Origin of the sequence: Methylocystis sp., assembly GCF_050246715.1 — a bacterium.
In the GTDB taxonomy this organism is placed as follows: Bacteria; Pseudomonadota; Alphaproteobacteria; order Rhizobiales; family Beijerinckiaceae; genus Methylocystis.
In genome coordinates this window covers 1-16,245 of record NZ_JBFWVN010000069.1, presented here as the reverse complement: position 1 = coordinate 16,245, position 16,245 = coordinate 1, and the positions used below count along the sequence as shown (strand labels likewise).

General features: G+C 63.3%; 13 protein-coding genes, 1 tRNA gene and 4 pseudogenes. 13 read left to right on the top strand and 5 right to left on the bottom strand.

Annotation, left to right across the window (positions count from 1 at the left end; translation table 11 throughout):
- From AB7I51_RS16005 to AB7I51_RS15980, 6 genes and pseudogenes are all read left to right on the top strand, one after another.
- Positions 1 to 601, top strand: a pseudogene (locus AB7I51_RS16005) (transposase); the annotation flags it as partial.
- Between the two features lie 310 nt (positions 602 to 911).
- Positions 912 to 1,280: pseudogene (locus AB7I51_RS16000) on the top strand (DDE-type integrase/transposase/recombinase); the annotation flags it as partial.
- Positions 1,281 to 1,859: 579 nt separating this feature from the next.
- Positions 1,860 to 2,354, top strand: coding sequence for a hypothetical protein (locus tag AB7I51_RS15995; protein ID WP_428405277.1), 495 nt, complete (start codon positions 1,860 to 1,862; stop codon positions 2,352 to 2,354).
- A gap of 269 nt (positions 2,355 to 2,623) precedes the next feature.
- Positions 2,624 to 3,145, top strand: a complete 522-nt coding sequence (locus AB7I51_RS15990; protein WP_428405278.1) for a hypothetical protein — start codon at positions 2,624 to 2,626, stop codon at positions 3,143 to 3,145.
- Complete coding sequence (locus AB7I51_RS15985; protein ID WP_428405279.1) at positions 3,142 to 3,606, top strand: hypothetical protein; 465 nt, start codon at positions 3,142 to 3,144, stop codon at positions 3,604 to 3,606. The genes AB7I51_RS15990 and AB7I51_RS15985 overlap by 4 nt, the downstream gene beginning before the upstream one ends.
- Positions 3,599 to 3,829, top strand: coding sequence for a hypothetical protein (locus tag AB7I51_RS15980; protein ID WP_428405280.1), 231 nt, complete (start codon positions 3,599 to 3,601; stop codon positions 3,827 to 3,829). The genes AB7I51_RS15985 and AB7I51_RS15980 overlap by 8 nt, the downstream gene beginning before the upstream one ends.
- A 19-nt stretch (positions 3,830 to 3,848) precedes the next feature.
- On the opposite strand, the gene AB7I51_RS15975 is transcribed toward AB7I51_RS15980, so the two are convergent.
- Together AB7I51_RS15975 and AB7I51_RS15970 are read right to left on the bottom strand one after the other, a co-directional pair.
- Positions 3,849 to 4,319, bottom strand: a complete 471-nt coding sequence (locus AB7I51_RS15975) for a phage tail tape measure protein (RefSeq protein ID WP_428405281.1) — start codon at positions 4,317 to 4,319, stop codon at positions 3,849 to 3,851.
- A gap of 1,143 nt (positions 4,320 to 5,462) precedes the next feature.
- Positions 5,463 to 6,137 (bottom strand): hypothetical protein, encoded by a 675-nt coding sequence (locus tag AB7I51_RS15970; protein WP_428405282.1) that lies wholly within the window; start codon positions 6,135 to 6,137, stop codon positions 5,463 to 5,465.
- A gap of 29 nt (positions 6,138 to 6,166) precedes the next feature.
- Between AB7I51_RS15970 and AB7I51_RS15965 the strand changes: the two are divergent.
- Positions 6,167 to 6,934, top strand: a pseudogene (locus AB7I51_RS15965) (transposase); the annotation flags it as partial.
- Positions 6,935 to 7,170: 236 nt separating this feature from the next.
- On the opposite strand, the gene AB7I51_RS15960 reads toward AB7I51_RS15965, so the two are convergent.
- A tRNA-Ile gene (locus tag AB7I51_RS15960) sits at positions 7,171 to 7,246 on the bottom strand.
- Positions 7,247 to 7,349: 103 nt separating this feature from the next.
- Between AB7I51_RS15960 and AB7I51_RS15955 the strand changes: the two genes are divergently transcribed.
- The gene (locus tag AB7I51_RS15955) at positions 7,350 to 8,000 is read left to right on the top strand and encodes a class II aldolase/adducin family protein (protein WP_428405283.1); all 651 of its coding nucleotides are present in this window, start codon (positions 7,350 to 7,352) and stop codon (positions 7,998 to 8,000) included.
- Positions 8,001 to 8,115: 115 nt separating this feature from the next.
- Here the strand turns inward: AB7I51_RS15955 and mtnA are convergent, their stop codons facing one another.
- Positions 8,116 to 9,204 (bottom strand): S-methyl-5-thioribose-1-phosphate isomerase, encoded by a 1,089-nt coding sequence (gene mtnA, locus AB7I51_RS15950; protein WP_428405284.1) that lies wholly within the window; start codon positions 9,202 to 9,204, stop codon positions 8,116 to 8,118.
- 117 nt (positions 9,205 to 9,321) lie between these two features.
- Here mtnA and AB7I51_RS15945 point away from each other — a divergent pair, with 117 nt between their 5' ends.
- From AB7I51_RS15945 to AB7I51_RS15935, 3 genes are all read left to right on the top strand, one after another.
- A complete protein-coding gene (locus AB7I51_RS15945) occupies positions 9,322 to 10,506 on the top strand; it encodes a GNAT family N-acetyltransferase (protein WP_428405289.1) in 1,185 nt (394 codons plus the stop codon).
- 90 nt (positions 10,507 to 10,596) lie between these two features.
- Positions 10,597 to 11,355, top strand: coding sequence for a peptidase (locus AB7I51_RS15940; RefSeq protein ID WP_428405285.1), 759 nt, complete (start codon positions 10,597 to 10,599; stop codon positions 11,353 to 11,355).
- Complete coding sequence (locus AB7I51_RS15935) at positions 11,352 to 12,317, top strand: L-threonylcarbamoyladenylate synthase (protein ID WP_428405286.1); 966 nt, start codon at positions 11,352 to 11,354, stop codon at positions 12,315 to 12,317. The genes AB7I51_RS15940 and AB7I51_RS15935 overlap by 4 nt, the downstream gene beginning before the upstream one ends.
- On the opposite strand, the gene AB7I51_RS15930 is transcribed toward AB7I51_RS15935, so the two are convergent.
- Positions 12,314 to 13,354, bottom strand: coding sequence for a hypothetical protein (locus tag AB7I51_RS15930; RefSeq protein ID WP_428405287.1), 1,041 nt, complete (start codon positions 13,352 to 13,354; stop codon positions 12,314 to 12,316). The two genes, AB7I51_RS15935 and AB7I51_RS15930, sit on opposite strands and share 4 nt — an antisense overlap.
- Positions 13,355 to 13,519: 165 nt before the next feature.
- Between AB7I51_RS15930 and pgi the strand changes: the two genes are divergently transcribed.
- Together pgi and AB7I51_RS15920 are read left to right on the top strand one after the other, a co-directional pair.
- Positions 13,520 to 15,157: a glucose-6-phosphate isomerase gene (gene pgi, locus AB7I51_RS15925; protein WP_428405288.1), complete on the top strand. Its 1,638-nt coding sequence runs from the start codon at positions 13,520 to 13,522 to the stop codon at positions 15,155 to 15,157.
- A 304-nt stretch (positions 15,158 to 15,461) separates the two neighbouring features.
- A pseudogene (locus tag AB7I51_RS15920) lies at positions 15,462 to 16,121 on the top strand (phytanoyl-CoA dioxygenase); the annotation flags it as partial.
- Positions 16,122 to 16,245 lie beyond the last annotated feature (124 nt).

The window sequence follows — 16,245 nt, the reverse complement described above, 5'->3', positions numbered from 1 at the left end:
TTCGCGGCATTCTGCGGGGCTACGGGCTCAAGGCCGGCGAGGTCAGCCGAGGACAGTTCGAGGCGCGCGTCCGGGAACTGACGGCCGGCCACGCCATCCTGGAAACGGTGATTGGCGCGATGCTGGCGGCCCGGATGGCGTTGTGGAATGAGTTCACCCGGCTCCACCGCGAGATGTTGAAGATCGCGCGCGCCGACAGGGTTTGCCGAAGATTGATGAGCGCACCGGGCGTTGGCGCCCTGGTCGCGCTGACCTATCGCTCGGCGGTGGATGATCCGTCGCGGTTCGAAAAGTCCAGCGCGATCGGCGCCTATTTTGGACTGACGCCAAAAAAATCCAGTCGGGCGAGACCGACCGTGACGGCGGCGTCAGCAAGGTTGGCGACGGCATGGTGCGAACCACGCTTTTTGAAGCGGCCCATATCATGCTGACGCGAGCGGTTCGCTTTTCGAGCTTGAAACGCTGGGCGCTCGGCGTCGCACAGCGGCGCGGCATGAAGCGTGCGAAAGTCGCTCTCGCGCGTAAGCTGGGCGTCGTCCTGCATCGCATGTGGGTGGAGGCGACCGAGTTCCGCTGGAGCAATGCTGTTCCGGCCGCATAGGGGGTAGATGAAGTTTGGAGCGCGTCGAATACGGCCGCTTCTTCTGAGGTCCCGTCGCCGGGACGAGGGCTTGGCAAGGTCGTGCGTAGTGCTGTGAATGCTCCGGCTGATCACGCGTCTTAGATTGACCTGCCGGCCTTGGATCTGATGGCATGGTGTGGCGGCCCCCGTGCCGACCACGGACAGAAGCATGATCCTGGCGACGAGAGGTCGTTCAGAGGGACTTGACAAAAAACGGCCCATTACAGAAGCACTACTTTGGCAGATTTTGAAGGATCGTACTTTTTTGGGATTCCCTTGGGTCATTTTCCGCATCCCCGATGAGAGACGCGACGAGATCGTGCAACTGGCGCTCGATGAGCCGGAACTGTCGCCGCGGGAGCTCGCGGCGCGCTTCGTTGACACGAAAAACTATTTTGTTTCAGAAGCCTCGGTCTATCGTCTGCTCAAGGCGCATGATCTGATCACCAGCCCGGCCTTCATCATCGTCAAGGCGGCGGATGAGTTCAAGGCCAAGACCACGGCGCCCAACCAGCTCTGGCAAACCGACTTCACCTATCTGAAGGTGATCGGCTGGGGCTGGTTTTACCTCAGCACCATCCTCGATGACTTCTCACGCTACATCGTCGCCTGGAAGCTGTGCGCGACGATGAAGGCTGACGACGTCACCGCTGCGGTGTTCAACGATCCGCGTCATGTGCCTGCGTCCTTTTTCAGCTTCAGGCCCACCAACGAAAAAGACCCCGGCAGCTTCAAGGGCGACTTGGATATACGCGACTGCTCCCGCCGTAAGCCGTCTCCGCTCACCCTCAAAATCTTCAATCATCGACACACGCAAGCCCGCCATTTCAGCCAGCTTTGCTTGTGTTATTCCAAGCAGGTCACGAGCGCGGCGAGATTGTGCGGGGGTCATTGGTCGCCCGTCCTTCTTCGGTCTGTCGCCCAGCGTTCGCCGTCGTCGACCGACTCGACTGGCCGCTATTCGTCGTTCTCGCTCGTCACGTCTTCAATCGGGATGAACGCACCGGCGTCGCCAGCGCCAAGGGCCTTCTCAAGCAGGCACCGTATCGCTTCGGGGCGCGATGGGCGCGGCTCGGGCTGATTAGCGATCCAGACGTCAAGGGCCGCGAGAGTGTCGAGGGTGAGCCGTACCGGCTTTGTTTCCGGCTTCACCCTGCCAGTTGGGCGCCCCCTCGGTTTTTTTGATTCAGGAATTTCTTGCCGGGCCATTATTTTCGTGTAACAAATAAACAGGCCGGTGGGAAGCGCCAACTTCCGCGCCGGCCCTAACCACACGGAACGATGGGAGTTCGACATGGCTGATTCAACACCTACCCCGAATCCGTCTTCGATTCCGCAACCCTCACGCCGCAACATCATCACCGCCGGCGCCGCTGCGATCGGCGCTACGGCCGTCGCTGGCGGGGCGATGGCGGGCTCCGCGGGCGTGGATCCTGTCTTCGCGGCGCTGGCTGAATTGGAGCGCGTCGAGGCCCACGTTGAGACGGTCCGCCAGGCTCATACCGAGGCCGAGGATCTCTTCATCGAAATGCAGCCCCGCAAGGACTTCATCTATCTGAGCGATGGCCTATCCGTTATTCCCGACGCCATAGACCATGAGGGGATCGACAAGCATTTCGCCGATCCCGGACTGCCGGAACAAAACATCCGAGCTGTGATCAAAAAAGCGCTCTCGTGGCGCAAGAAGCCGCTGACGCCGGAACGGCAGGCCGAGCTGGAGATGGCAAGGTAGGCCGCCCATGCGGAGCTCGATCAGTATCTGCTCGCCACCGAAGAAGCCGAGAAGCGCTCCGGGTTCGGTGACGCGCAAAAGGACTGGAACGCCGTCCTCGATGAGCAAGTAGAGGCAGAAAGGGCGATCCTGGAAACGAAGCCGACAAGTCGGGCTGGCTCCATCGCCTTGCTGCGGTTCATCGCCGGCTATCTGCACGATATTGCCGATCGTGAGGATGAGGCCGCCGCCATCCGCCACGCCGTCGCGGTCCTCGAGGAGGCGCGATCATGCGCACCATCGATCCCGCGATCTTCGATGAAGACGGCAATGAAAAAGGCATCTTAACGCAACTGGCCGAGAGTCTTTCTAAAGAGTCCGACGAGCTGCAAATTGCCCTGATTTCCGCAACCGGTGCCGAAAGGTCTCGGCTGGTTGAGAAGCTGGGGGTAACTTCGGAACTGCATGCGATTGTCGCATCGTTCGCACGCCGCGAGCCCGCCCTAGATCTTCCGCTTCAAGAATTTCGTCGGCTCCGACAAATGATAGCCTCGAGCCTGCCACTGACGCCGCCAATATACGACAGAGCGGCGATCATGCGGGACGCCCATCGTCGTTATCGAGACGGCAAACGCCTGCAGCTCGACTGGTCATTCGGGCACTGCCTCTCGACGGCGTGGCGGGCGGCGAAGGCCCGTGCAGCGGAAGCGGCCAGCCTGGAGCGTGCCAAGCGAGCCGGCCGAGCAATGGCCACATCATGCCGAAGCACGCCGCCGAGCTCTGCGTTGATAACGACGGAGGGCCGCTCATGAGCGCGAACGCACCGTGCCGGTGCCCGGTCGCCGACCTCGCGGACGAGGCGGAGCGCGCCCTGCAGGCGCAGGACGCCTCGTCCGATAACCTAGACGAGGCAATTTTCGTCGATATCGTCAGCGCCACAGTGGACCGCGCTAGCTTCCTGCGCGCGAAAAGCGCCAAGGAGGCGGCCTTTCAGCTGGTTGCGCTGATGGGCCTCGTCGAGAGGATGGCGTCGCTTGTGCAGTCCGTCGCCGAGGCGGAGCCGGGAGAAAGCCCCTACTGCGAACTGCAAGAGGCTGAAAAAACCAAAGAGGAGATGAACCGCCTTATCTATTCGGTCGCCGATGTTTTGGAGAGCGTCGACGGCAAGCTTGGCGCGGCAGTTAAGGAATATTCTATGCCCGCCGATATAGATCCTTTTGCGAAGATCGAGGGCGCTGTCGTTCAAGCGAGAAAAGAGGTCGCCCATGCGTAACAGCGTCGCTGGCGTCGCCTTCGCGGCGCTCGCGGCCGGCCTTATGTGGTGCGCGGAGCGCGCGCTCCGGGCTGGCAATACGTCAATCACGATCGCAGGGCGCAAGGGCGTTGCTGCGCCTCTCGCGGCCGCCGGCGCCAAGCTCTGCCTCGCCGTGTCCACGGCGCTTCTGAGAGCAACCGAAGCGGCTCGCGAGGTTGCATTGAACGATTCGCGCGCGTAAATTGAACCAACCGACGGCTTCACACTCCGTCACGAAACGCCGTCAATTGCGCTTTCGCGAGCTCGGACGCCGTCTTGTTTGTGCTCGGCGCAAGCTCGCGAACGAACTTGCCGAACTCCTTCATCTGCGCGCGGCTTCGGTCTGATGTCTGACCGATGTCCGTCAACGTTTGCTCGAAATCGATCGCGGCTTGGATCGGAGCCGCTAAGGCATTCTTGAGGACATAGGCCTGCGCGACAGCATCGACCATCCGGCCGCGCATATTGTCGAGTGAGCGATTTGTAAAACCCAATTCTCTGTTTAACTTATTGAAAACGCCGCCGAGCCTTTGATTTGTCGAGCCGGCGAGACGGTTGAGCGAGTCAGACGCCTTTCTCGCCGGGCCGCTGATCTTGTCTATCAGCGAAGCGACAAGCTTGGTCTCCATTTGAGCCATGCCATTATCCCTTGTTGCTGTCGAATGCTGTCCAGATGTCGCCGAGCCCGTCAATTGTATCTGCGGCGTGCGTGAGCGCGTCGCGTAGAATGTTGTCGATCGTTTCGCTGTCGTGGCGCGAAAGATGCGGAATTGCTTGCGCTATTGTGGACGAGGCCGCGAGGACGTCAGCGCGAATGAGTCCCGCCGCAGTGTCCCAACGGTCCCTCACGGCAGATTCCAACAGATATTCTCCGCGGAGGACCGCATTCTTGATGGCAACGGCGTCCGCTTGCTCAGTCGCGAGCCGTGTGCGCGCCGCCGTCAAGGACGCAACGCCGTCAGCCCCACCACGCCCCGCCGCCGTGCCGCGCAGGTGATGGACAACACCGATGACGCTTTCCCTAAGCGCGTATAGACCGCGAGAAACGCGCCTCACATGGCCGGCCTTGGCGTAGTTCCGAATAGTGGCCTCGTCGCAATCGAGCCATTCAGCAAGCACGCCAGCGGTTTCGCCCTTATTGCTCGTCATTCTCGGTACCCATTCGGAACCCCCTTAGGGAATTCTGCATAGAGAGAGGTTTCGGGAGCAGCGCGCCCGCCCTGGGCCAGCTTTCTGGAAGAACCTAGAGCGCCCAGAAAACGGCGGGGCGCGCCGCCGCCTGAAGGAGATGCGCCCCTCCGTCCCACGGGTCGCCGTAGCTCGACCCGAACTGATGGACGAGCGGCAGTCGCCCGCCGCCCGCCTTCGCTGCGCAGGAGTCAGGGCGCATCACTTGAACGAAACGACAGGGCCGCGGGCGATCCGCGCTCGACCGGACTCGACAGCGGCGACGTAGGCGAGATAGGCCGCCTTGTCCGGAAACTCGCGCTGAAGGTCGGCGGATGCATCGAATTGCGCGGCAAGCTGGGCGCGAGATGCGCCAACTGTGGAATGATGGGCTCGCTACTTGCAATCGTCGCCTCGCCTTGCGCTACGAGACGGGTATGGCGGCCCTTCGCGTGGGCTTCATAAAACGCGGCGCGCGCATTGGCGGGCCAGAAAGCAAATCCCTTTGGCTCGCCTTCGCCGAGCCCAGCTCTGCCTCCTGCTATTTTCGCTTCTTCATTCGTCGTCATCTTCGCCTCATCCTATGTTCGAAAGGGCGCGCAGTCGGCGAAAGGAAAACCAACTGCGCGCCCGGCCCGGAGGAGAAAGGTAAAAACTTCTCCGGGAATTCACTCCGTCGCCTCGGCCATGGGCGTGCTGCTCCGCAGCTCGCGCGCCTTCTCGCGCAACGGCTCGACGACGATCTCGTTGGCAGCGATCGGCGCTGGGGTGATCGTACATTCCTCGCCATGCAGGCCGGGGTTGAACCGGCTGAGCACGCCGTCACGAACGATCGAGACGGCAAGGACGCGCTCGACGCAGGCCGGCCGCGCTGTTCGGGTTCTTGGCGCCATCATCTCAAAAATGTTTGGGCAGGCTGAGAAAAGGCCCTGCGCGAGGATTGCGCGGGCGACGTCCTCAGGCGTCGCAAGGCGCGTCCCATGATCGGCGTCGACCATGACGCCGGATTCAGACGGAATTGCTGCAACGAGCTTGGCGAAGGCGCCGGCCAAGACGGCGCACGCCGCGTCGACGTTTGCCGCCTGCTCGGCAATGACGACCGCGTCTCTCTCAAGTTCCTTCGCTCGACTCGCCCTCCGCTCGCTATCGCGGGCGGCGTCAATCTGTTCGATCAGCGACAGTTCGGCGACTTCCAGCCGTTCGAGGCGAAGAGCAGCAAGCGCCGCGTCCTTGTCGGCCGCGATTATCGCCTCTTCGCTGGCGTCGGACAGCAGCATGTCGGCGCGCTCGGCGCCGTGAGACTCGACTATGGGCTCCTCAGGCGTTGGTCTCTTCCTGGGCATAACGGTCCTCCTGTCCTGTCCGAAGACATACCTCAAGGTGGACCAGTTCAATGGGGGTGGATCAGGCCAACGCCATTGATGGATTGTTCCGTCGTTTCGACGAGGCGTTGCGGGCCTCCGGCTTTCTGGCGATGAGCGGTCAAATCGTTGACGCCACGATCGTCGCGGCTCCCAAGCAGCGCAACACGATTGAGGAGAAGGCGGCGATCAAGGAAGGGCGCATTCCGGAGGATTGGAAGGACAAGCCTGCCAAGCTCGCCCAGAAGGATCGCGACGCGCGTTGGACGGTCAAATATACGAAAGCCAAGGTCCGGGACGATGGATCGACGCCGTCGGTCGATCTCGCCATTCCGGCGTTCGGTTATAAAAACCATATCTCGATCGACCGCGCTTTTGGGCTGATCCGCGAATGGACGACGACGAACGCCGCCGCGCATGACGGCGCGCGGCTGGAGGATGTTCTGGATCGCTGCAACACGGGCAGCGACGTATGGGCCGACACCGCGTATCGATCCGAAAAAAACGAGGCGATGTTGTCGCGCCGCCGGCTCGTGTCGCGCATTCACCGCAAGAAGCCCAAGGGCAAGCCGATGCCGGAGCGCACGCGGATCGCCAACGCGCGGAAATCGAAAGTTCGATCTGCCGTCGAGCATGTCTTCGCGCATCAGAAGGGATTGATGGGCCTTTGCGTTCGAACCATTGGGATCGCGCGCGCCAAGGTGAAAATCGGCCTGGCCAATCTCGCCTACAACATGCGCCGCATGGTCTGGCTACGAGGGAAATATGCCGCTGTGTGAGACTTGGCGGCCAAAGAACCCCTCCGCGCGGCGGAGCCGCTCGCGGAAATCGACCTCGATATTCCAAAAGCGCGCCAGCAAACCGCTGATCAGCACGATTGCGCCTGTCCGTCAGCCGAAAACCCGGTAATTGGGGGTGTCCAAATTACTGGAGACGCACCGCTCGCGGCACAGGGCCTTTGATTTTGCGGCAGGTCTCGCAAATATAGAAATGACTGTAAAATCATGAAAGTGCGTGGTGGGCCGGGCAGGACTCGAACCTGCAACCAGACCGTTATGAGCGGCCGGCTCTAACCATTGAGCTACCGGCCCCGAGAGGGGACGCCTCTCCTATACCGCAACCCGAACGCGTGCAAAATTGCCGAATAGGGTCGGCGCTTGTCATAGCCGGCGCCGCGCCTGTAAGGCTGTTCGCATGGACGAAAGCGACGCGCGCGCGGCGATCGTCGAAGCCGCGCAGGAGATGGAGCGGCTCGGCCTCAACCATGGCTCCGCCGGCAATCTGTCGCTGCGGGTGAGCGACGCCGTGCTGCTCACGCCGAGCGGCGTTCCAAGCCGCGAACTTTCGCCGGAACTGATCGCGCGCATGCCGCTGGCGGGGGAGGGCGCCTTCGACGGCCCATTGCCGCCGACGAGCGAGTGGCGCTTCCACCTCGACATCTACCGCGCCCGGACGGACGTAAACGCCGTCGCCCATATGCATTCGCCCTATGCGACGACCATCGCGACGCTGCGGCGTGAGATTCCGGCCGTGCATTATATGATCGCGGCCTTCGGCGGCCCCACGGTGCGCTGTGTCGATTACGCGCCTTACGGCACGGCCGAGCTGTCGCGCCTGGTGGTCGCCGGACTTATCGACCGCGACGGCGTGCTGCTCGCCAATCACGGCGCGATCGTCACCGGCGCGAATATGCGCCGAACCCTGTGGCGCGCCGTGGAGCTCGAAGCGCTCGCGCAAGTCTTCTATCTCGGCGCGCTTGCCGGCGAACCGATCGTGCTTTCCGACGACGAGATCATGCGCACGGTGGAGCGCTTCAAGAACTACGGAACGCGCGAGACTTCGTGAGTTCGTCATTGCGCGCCGAAGGCGAAGCAATCCAGAATCAGTCTCGGCGACTTTTGGATTGCTTCGTCGCTGCGCGCCTCGCAATGACGGCGCTACAGTTCGTCGGGAACGATGCTTAGCTCGCGAGGTCGGGAAACAGTCCCTTCAGCCCTTCTTCCGTGGCGGCGCAGACGCCGCGCTCGGTGATCAGCCCGGTGACGAAGCGCGACGGCGTCACATCGAAGCCGAAATTGCGCGCCGGGGAGCCGTCCGGCGTGAGTTGAATTTCGATCGGCGCGCCGTCGGCGCCGCGTCCGCTGATATGAGTGACTTCGCGCGGGCTGCGCTCCTCGATCGGAATGTCGCGCACGCCGTCGGCGATGCGCCAGTCGACGGTCGAGGACGGCAGCGCGACATAGAAGGGCACGTTATTGTCATGCGCCGCGAGCGCCTTGAGATAGGTGCCGATCTTGTTGCAGACGTCGCCGGCGCGCGTCGTTCGGTCGCTGCCGACGATGACGAGGTCGACAAGCCCGTGCTGCATCAGATGGCCGCCGGCGTTGTCGGCGATGACGGTGTGGGGCGCCTCTTCGCCCAAGAGTTCGAAGGCGGTGAGGCTCGCGCCCTGGTTTCGCGGTCGCGTTTCGTCGACCCACACATGAATGGGGACGCCTTGCCGCGCCGCCGCATAGATCGGCGCCAGCGCCGTGCCCCAATCCACGGCGCAGAGCCAGCCGGCGTTGCAGTGGGTGAGGATGTTGACCGGGCGGTCGCCGCGGCGCGCCTTGTCGATAAGTTCGGCGCCGGCGCGGCCGATCGCCTGGCAGGCGGCGACGTCTTCTTCGGCGATTTTCGCCGCCTCGGCATACGCGAGGGCGACTCGGTCCGAGACCGGCGCGGAAAGGAGAAGCGCGCGCAGCCGATCGAGCGCCCAGCGCAGATTGACCGCCGTCGGCCGCGTGGCGAGGAGCAGGGCATGGGCGCTCTCGACCGAAGCGTCGTTCGGGTCCCGCAAAACGGCGAGCGCCATGCCATAGGCGCCGGTCACGCCGATCAGCGGCGCGCCGCGCACGTTCATGTTCGCGATCGCCGCGGCGGCGTCTTCGCAGCTTGCGAGCGTTTTTGTCTGGAAACGATGCGGCAGCCGGGTTTGATCGATGATGTGAACCCGCCGTCCGTCCGGGTCGAGCCAAATCGTTCTGTAGTCGCGGCCGTCGATTCTCATGCTTGATTTTCGCCTGCTTAAAAGTCGCGCTTGGATGACGTCGCGATGAGCGCCATGATAGAGGGCGCCGCGACGCCATGCCAGCAGGCGCTCAAATGCGGCTGCTTTACTGGACAAATGACGCAGGGATTTTCGGTTCGATACGCGGAATCGCTCGACTCCGTCGCGGCGGCGGACTGGGACGCCTGCGCCGATCCGCCCGGTCTGCCGGACTCAGTCGGCGAGCGCTACAATCCCTTCGTTTCGCACGCCTTTTTGCGCGCGCTCGAAGTGTCGAGGTCGGTCGGCGCGCGCAGCGGCTGGACCCCGGCGCATGCGCTCGTCGAGGATTCGCTCGGGCGTCTCGTGGCCTGCGCGCCGAGCTATATCAAGACGCACAGTCTCGGCGAATATGTGTTCGACCACAACTGGGCGCAGGCTTATGAACACGCCGGCGGGCGCTACTATCCGAAGATTCAGGTGGCTTCGCCCTTTACGCCGGTCACGGGGCGCCGGCTGCTGGTCGCGCCCGATGCGCCGGAAGGGGCGCGCGAGGCGCTGATCATCGGATTACGGGAATTGCGCAAGGCGAGCGGCGCGTCTTCCATCCATGTGACTTTTTGCACGGAGGAAGAGCGGGTCGCGCTGTCCGGCGCCGGCTTCGTCGACCGCGCCGGAGAACAATTCCACTTCGTCAATGAGGGCTATGCCAACTTCGAGGATTTTCTGGCGCGGCTGACGGCACGCAAGCGCAAGGCGATCAAGCGCGAGCGGCGCGAGGCGCTCGGCGGCGAACTCGAGATAGATCTTCTAACTGGCGGCGACATTCGGCCGGCGCACTGGGACTCGTTTTTCGAGTTCTACATGGACACGGGCGCGCGCAAATGGGGCCACCCCTATTTGACTCGCGCCTTCTTCGACGAGGTCGGCGCGCGCATGGCGGACCGAATCCTGCTGGTGATGGCGCGACGCGGCGCGCGCCATATCGCCGGGGCGATCAATTTTCTCGGCGATGACGCGATCTACGGGCGCAACTGGGGCGCCGTCGAGGAAGTCCCCTTTCTGCACTTTGAGGTCTGCTACTATCAGGCGATCGAATTCGCGATCCGCCACGGATACAAGCGCGTCGAGGCCGGCGCGCAGGGCGAGCACAAGATCGCCCGCGGCTATCGGCCGGCGATCACCCATTCGGCCCACCTCTTCGCCGACCCCCGTCTTGGCGAGGCTGTTTCGGCCTATCTGGCGCGGGAGCGCGCCGCCGTGGCGGAATGGGCCGCCGAACATGCCGCCGAACTCCCCTACAAGGTCGAAAATGACGGCTGATTTCGCCCTTCTGTGGCTTCGCCGCACTTGTGCCATGGCCCGAAACTTGTAAGTCGTGGGCCGTTTGGCGCGAACGGCGGCGGGAATCTCATGACCTATTGTTGCGGCATTCTCGTGCGCGATGGGCTGGTGATGATCGCCGATACGCGCACCAACGCCGGGCTCGACAATATTTCGACCTACCGAAAGCTGTATCTCTTCGAGAGGCCGGGCGAGCGCGTCTTGATGCTCGCCGCCTCGGGCAATCTCTCGGTGACGCAGGGCGTCGTGAACTTGATCAGCGACGGGATCGAGGATCACGAGAGCGGGGTCTTCGAGAGCGTCATGAATGCGCCAAACCTGCTCCATGCCGCGCAGCTCGTCGGGCGCGCCGTGCGCCTTTCGCGCGCGCAGACCGGCAGCGCCGAGGAAGAGCCCGCGGCGCAGGGCGTCAACTTCGACGTGTCGCTGTTGCTCGGGGGTCAGATCGCCGGCGGCCCGCTCCGTCTCTTCATGATCTACACCGCCGGCAACAGCATCGAATGCACCCCGGACACCAATTATCTGCAGATCGGCGAGCACAAATACGGCAAGCCGATCCTCGACCGCGCCGTCACCTTTGATACCGACATTTATGACGCGCTGAAGATCGGGCTCATTTCGATGGATTCGACCATGCGTTCGAATCTTTCCGTCGGGATGCCGATCGATATCGCGCTGCTGCGGCGCGACGCGCTGCAAATTGAAATGGCGACAAGGATCAATTCGGACGACGCCTATTTTCGCAGCTTGCGGAACAGCTGGTCGAAGGCGCTGCGCGAAGCGCATATGGCTATCCCGAAGCCGCCCTATACCGGCCGCGACGCGTGACGATCATTGCGCCGGCCGACGCCGCGGCGATCGGCAAGGCCGCGGCGATCCTTCGCGACGGCGGGCTCGTCGCCTTCCCGACCGAGACGGTCTATGGGCTGGGCGCCGACGCCACCCAGGCCTGGGCGGTGGCGCGGATTTACGACGCCAAGGACCGCCCGTCCTTCAATCCGCTGATCGCGCATGTCGCTGATCTTGACGCCGCGCGCCGCGAGGCGGCGCTGCCCGAGCCCGCGCTGCGTCTCGCCGCGGCCTTGTGGCCCGGGCCGCTGACGATCGTCGCGCCGCTCGCGCCGGGCGGATCGATCTGCGATCTCGCCCGCGCCGGCCTGCCGAGCGTCGCGGTGCGGGTCCCCGCGCATCCGGTGGCGCAAGCGCTGATTAAGGCGATGGGCCGGCCGATCGCTGCGCCCTCGGCCAATCGGTCAGGCCATGTCAGTCCAGTGACCGCTGCGCACGTCGCGGAGGACCTTTCCGGCAAGGTCGACATGATCCTCGACGGCGGTCGAACGCCGGCTGGACTGGAATCGACAATCATTTCCTTCTGCGAGGCCGCGCCGGTTCTGCTGCGCCCCGGCGCGGTCGCGCGGGAGGCGATTGAGAAAGTTCTCGGCGCAAAGCTTGAGGCTCCGGCGCAGGCGGAGATCGTCGCGCCGGGCATGACGCCCGCTCATTACGCGCCGGCCGCGCGGCTGCGCCTCGAGGCGCATGAGCTTGAGGAGGGCGAAGCGGCGCTCGATTTCGGCGGCCGTCTCGCCGCGCAGGCCAGGCCGGGGACTTTGGTGCTCGACCTGTCTCCGTCGGGCGACCTCGTCGAGGCGGCGGCCAATCTTTTCGCTTATTTGCGGGAGTTCGACGCGCGCCATATCGCCATTGTAGCCGTGGCGCATGTGCCGGAGCGCGGACTGGGCGAGGCGATCAACGATCGGCTGCGGCGCGCCAGCGCGCCGAAGCTTGACTAAGCCGCGAGCGCCGTGGGCGTCGCCGCGCGCAGGCAGAAATCCTGCGTCGCCGCGGCCGGCTGGCCCTTCACATAGGGGCACTCATAGCCGCGCGCGGCGAAATCGCCGGCGCCGACCGAGCACATTTCCACCGCGAGACGCGTCAGCCGGTTGAGCACCGGCTCCCGCACCCATGAAAAGCGCGGGGCGTCGGGCGCGACGGCGCGCATCGCGGCTTTGCGGCTCACATTGTTCTCATAGCTCATGCGCGCCTGCCATCCGGCCTGCGGCTCCTGCCAATCATTGACGACGATGACCGGCCCGCGCAGAACCCGCGCCTCCAGCTCCGTACGCTCGATCAGCGCCATTTCGCCGCGCCTGACGCCCGCCAGGGTGAAGAGAGTCGGACGCGCCAGCGGGGCGCTGGCGATGCAGTCGACCGCCTCTTCGAAATTCGCGCAATTTTCAAACGCGTAGCGTAGCAGATGGTCCGGCGGCCAGCCGCCTTCGCTGGCAAAGGCGTCACGCAGGTTCAGCGCGGCGTCATAGGCGAAGCCGAGCGCGCCCTGTGTGCGCCGCTTCATCGGCGCCTGATTGATTGAGGCGCAAAAGCGCCCGGGCGCCATGGCGCTGAGCACGCCCACCGCGCCGGGCCAGGTGGCGTTGTAGAATTCGCCGGCCGCGCCGGACTGCCAGGCGATCTCGACCGCCCTTCCGAGGCCCTGGAAGGGCCAATCGAGCGTGCGCCGCAGCCGCGGCCGGCCGCGTTCATCCTCATAGGCCTGGGTGGTGCAAGCGAAAAGATAGGACATGTTCAGCGTCATCGCGCCGGGAAAGCCGAGAATGGCGACGATGCGCTCGAGCTCCGTCCGATAGGCGGAAGCGGAGCGTTTTAGCCAATTCGCCGCAATGCGGTCAATCGGCGGCAGGCACACGCGACCGACCGGCGCCACCGCGCCAAGACAGGCCTTGCGGAGCGCCGCAGCCGCATCGACCCGCGCCGTCGCATGGGCGAGGGGGCCGCCGTCACGCACGTCGAGGAAGGGAATCGCGTTCATCGTCGTCCTGCTGTCAGAAAACCGTCATGGAACAGATATGGATTTCACATCCTGCTGTCATAATACAGTAAAAATTTAGGGCGCTTCACCGCGGCGCAAAGGCCAGCGCTTTCGCGCCTGCGAATCGGTTACAAAGGACTTGATTGCTTGCTCATCGAGAAACCAATGTCGGACGCCGTCGCCGTCGCTTTTGGCGCATTGAAGTTTCACGCCGCCGCTTTGGAGCGGACGCGAACCCTCGATCTCTTCGCCGAGGACCCGACGCGCTTTAAGAAATTCAGCGTCCAGCTCGACGATCTCGTCTTCGACTTCTCCAAGCACAGGGTGACGCGCGAAACGATCGCGCTGCTCGTGTCTCTTGCGAATTCGCGCGCGCTCGAAGCGCGGCGCGACGCACTGTTCTCAGGCGAACCGATCAACAACACCGAGAAGCGCGCCGCCATGCATATGGCGTTGCGCGATCTCTCCACGCGCGCGCTTCTTGTCGGCGGCGAAGACATGCGGCCGCTGATCGAAGCCGAACGCGAGAAGGTTTTCGCTTTCGCGCGCGCAGTGCGTTCGGGCGAGATTCGCGGCGCGACGGGCGCGCCGTTTAGCGATGTGATCAATATCGGGATCGGCGGCTCGGATCTCGGACCGGCGATGGCGTCGCGCGCCCTCTCGCCCTTTGCCGGCGACGGGCCGCGCATGCATTTCGTCGCCAATGTCGACGGCGCCGATCTCGCCGATACGCTGCGCAATCTCGATCTTTCGCGCACGCTATTCATCGTCTCGTCGAAAACCTTTACGACGCAGGAGACGATGGCGAACGCGAGAAGCGCCCGCGCCCGCATCGTCGCAGTGCTCGGCGAAGCAGCGGTGCAAGCCCATTTCGCCGCCGTCTCAACCAGGCTCGACAAGGTCGCGGAATTTGGAATCGATCCGGCGCGCGTGTTCGGCTTCTGGGATTGGGTCGGCGGACGCTATTCGCTGTGGTCGTCGATCGGCCTGGCGCTCGCGATCGCCGTCGGGCCCGAGCATTTCCTGCAGTTTTTGCAGGGCGGCCACGATATCGATAGGCACTTTTGTGAAGCGCCGCTCGAACAAAATATCCCCGCGCTGATGGGGCTGCTCGGCGTCTGGCACAGGAATGTGATGGGATGCGGCGCGCATGCGGTCATCCCCTATGACCAGCGCCTCGCGCGGTTCCCCGCCTATCTGCAACAGCTCGACATGGAGTCGAACGGCAAGTCGGTGACGCGCGAAGGCGCGCCGGTCAGATATAAAACCGGCCCGGTGATTTTCGGCGAGCCCGGCACCAATGGCCAGCACGCGTTCTTTCAGCTGCTACATCAGGGAACCGATGTCATTCCGATCGACTTCCTGGTCGCGGCCGAACCCACCGCCGCCGACGAACATCATCATGAACTGCTTTTCGCCAATTGCCTCGCGCAGGCCGAAGCCTTTATGCGCGGCAGGACTCTTGAAGAAGCGAAGGCGCAATTGCGCGGGCAGGGGCTCAGCGAAGCAGAAGTCGAGCGTCTTGCGCCGCACAAGACTTTTTCGGGCGACCGACCGTCGAGCGTGCTGCTCTACCGCCGGCTCGACCCCCGCACGCTCGGACGCCTCGTTGCGCTTTACGAGCACAAGGTCTTCGTTCAGTCGGTGATCTGGGACATCAATCCCTTTGACCAATGGGGCGTCGAACTCGGCAAGGAGCTGGCGAACCGGCTGGCGCCGATCGTCGAGAACAAGAATGAGTCGACGCAAGGGCTGGACGGATCGACTGCGGGCCTGATTGCGTGGCGACGGGCGCAAGCATAGACTTCGCACGTGCCAACAAACAAAATTATAGACGCGCACGTCGAGGTCTCAGTGCGCGCTTGCAAGTCCAATGTGAAGAGAGGCGAACGCGTTGATAATTGCGGAAGCCGCTGATACCATCAGGCCCATGATGAGCATCCTCAATATCGCTTTGGTCTTTTTCCTGAGCCGCTGACGCAGACCCGCGCTATGCGACTTCGACGGCGTGTAACCCGCCCGTCGCCTTGCCCTTCAGGATCGGACCGGCCAACAGCCCTGCTGAGAGCGGGGAAATAGACTTTGGCCAAGCCATACGAGGATTTCTATGCCCGCCAATGAACGGCCGTGCGCGCTTTCGCATGCGCAAGTCGAGCAATTCATCCGTGATGGTTTCGTCAAGGTTGAGCGAGTTTTTTCCCAAGAGCTCGCCGAAGCGGCCCGCACCATTCTCTGGCGCGACTTGCCATGCAAATCTGATGATCCGGCCTCATGGACGCGCCCTGTTGTCCGGCTCGGTCATTATGATGACGAACCCTTCGAACGGGCGGTCAACCGGCCTGTGCTCTATGCAGCTTTTGACCAACTTATCGGAAAAGATCGCTGGCTTCCGCGCCGGAGTCTTGGAACCTTTCCGGTTCGTTTTCTGCACCCCGACGATCCCGGAGACGCAGGCTGGCACGTCGATGTGAGTTTTCCGGGACCGACGAGTAGTTGGGACGAGAGAAAGGATTTCTCGAATTGGCGCGCTAACGTTAGCTCGCATGGGCGCGCTCTCCTTATGTTGTTTCTGTTTTCTGATATTGGAGAGAGCGAGGCGCCAACGCGCATCAAGATCGGATCGCATTTAGACGTCGCAAGGCGCCTCCAGCCGGCCGGCGATGCGGGATTATCTCATGGTGAACTGGATAAATTCTGCGCAACATTGCAAAGACCGCAGGCGCTGGCAACGGGGCTCATGGGTGATGTCTATCTCTGCCATCCATTCTAGCCCGTCTTATTCGTGACGGCGCGACTTTCGGCGTCGTCGTGATGTCGGGCGGCATGGCCGCGCGGCGGCGTTCGGGTTTTTCACCCCTTCTAGGACCGCACTTTATGGAACGCGTTGGAGG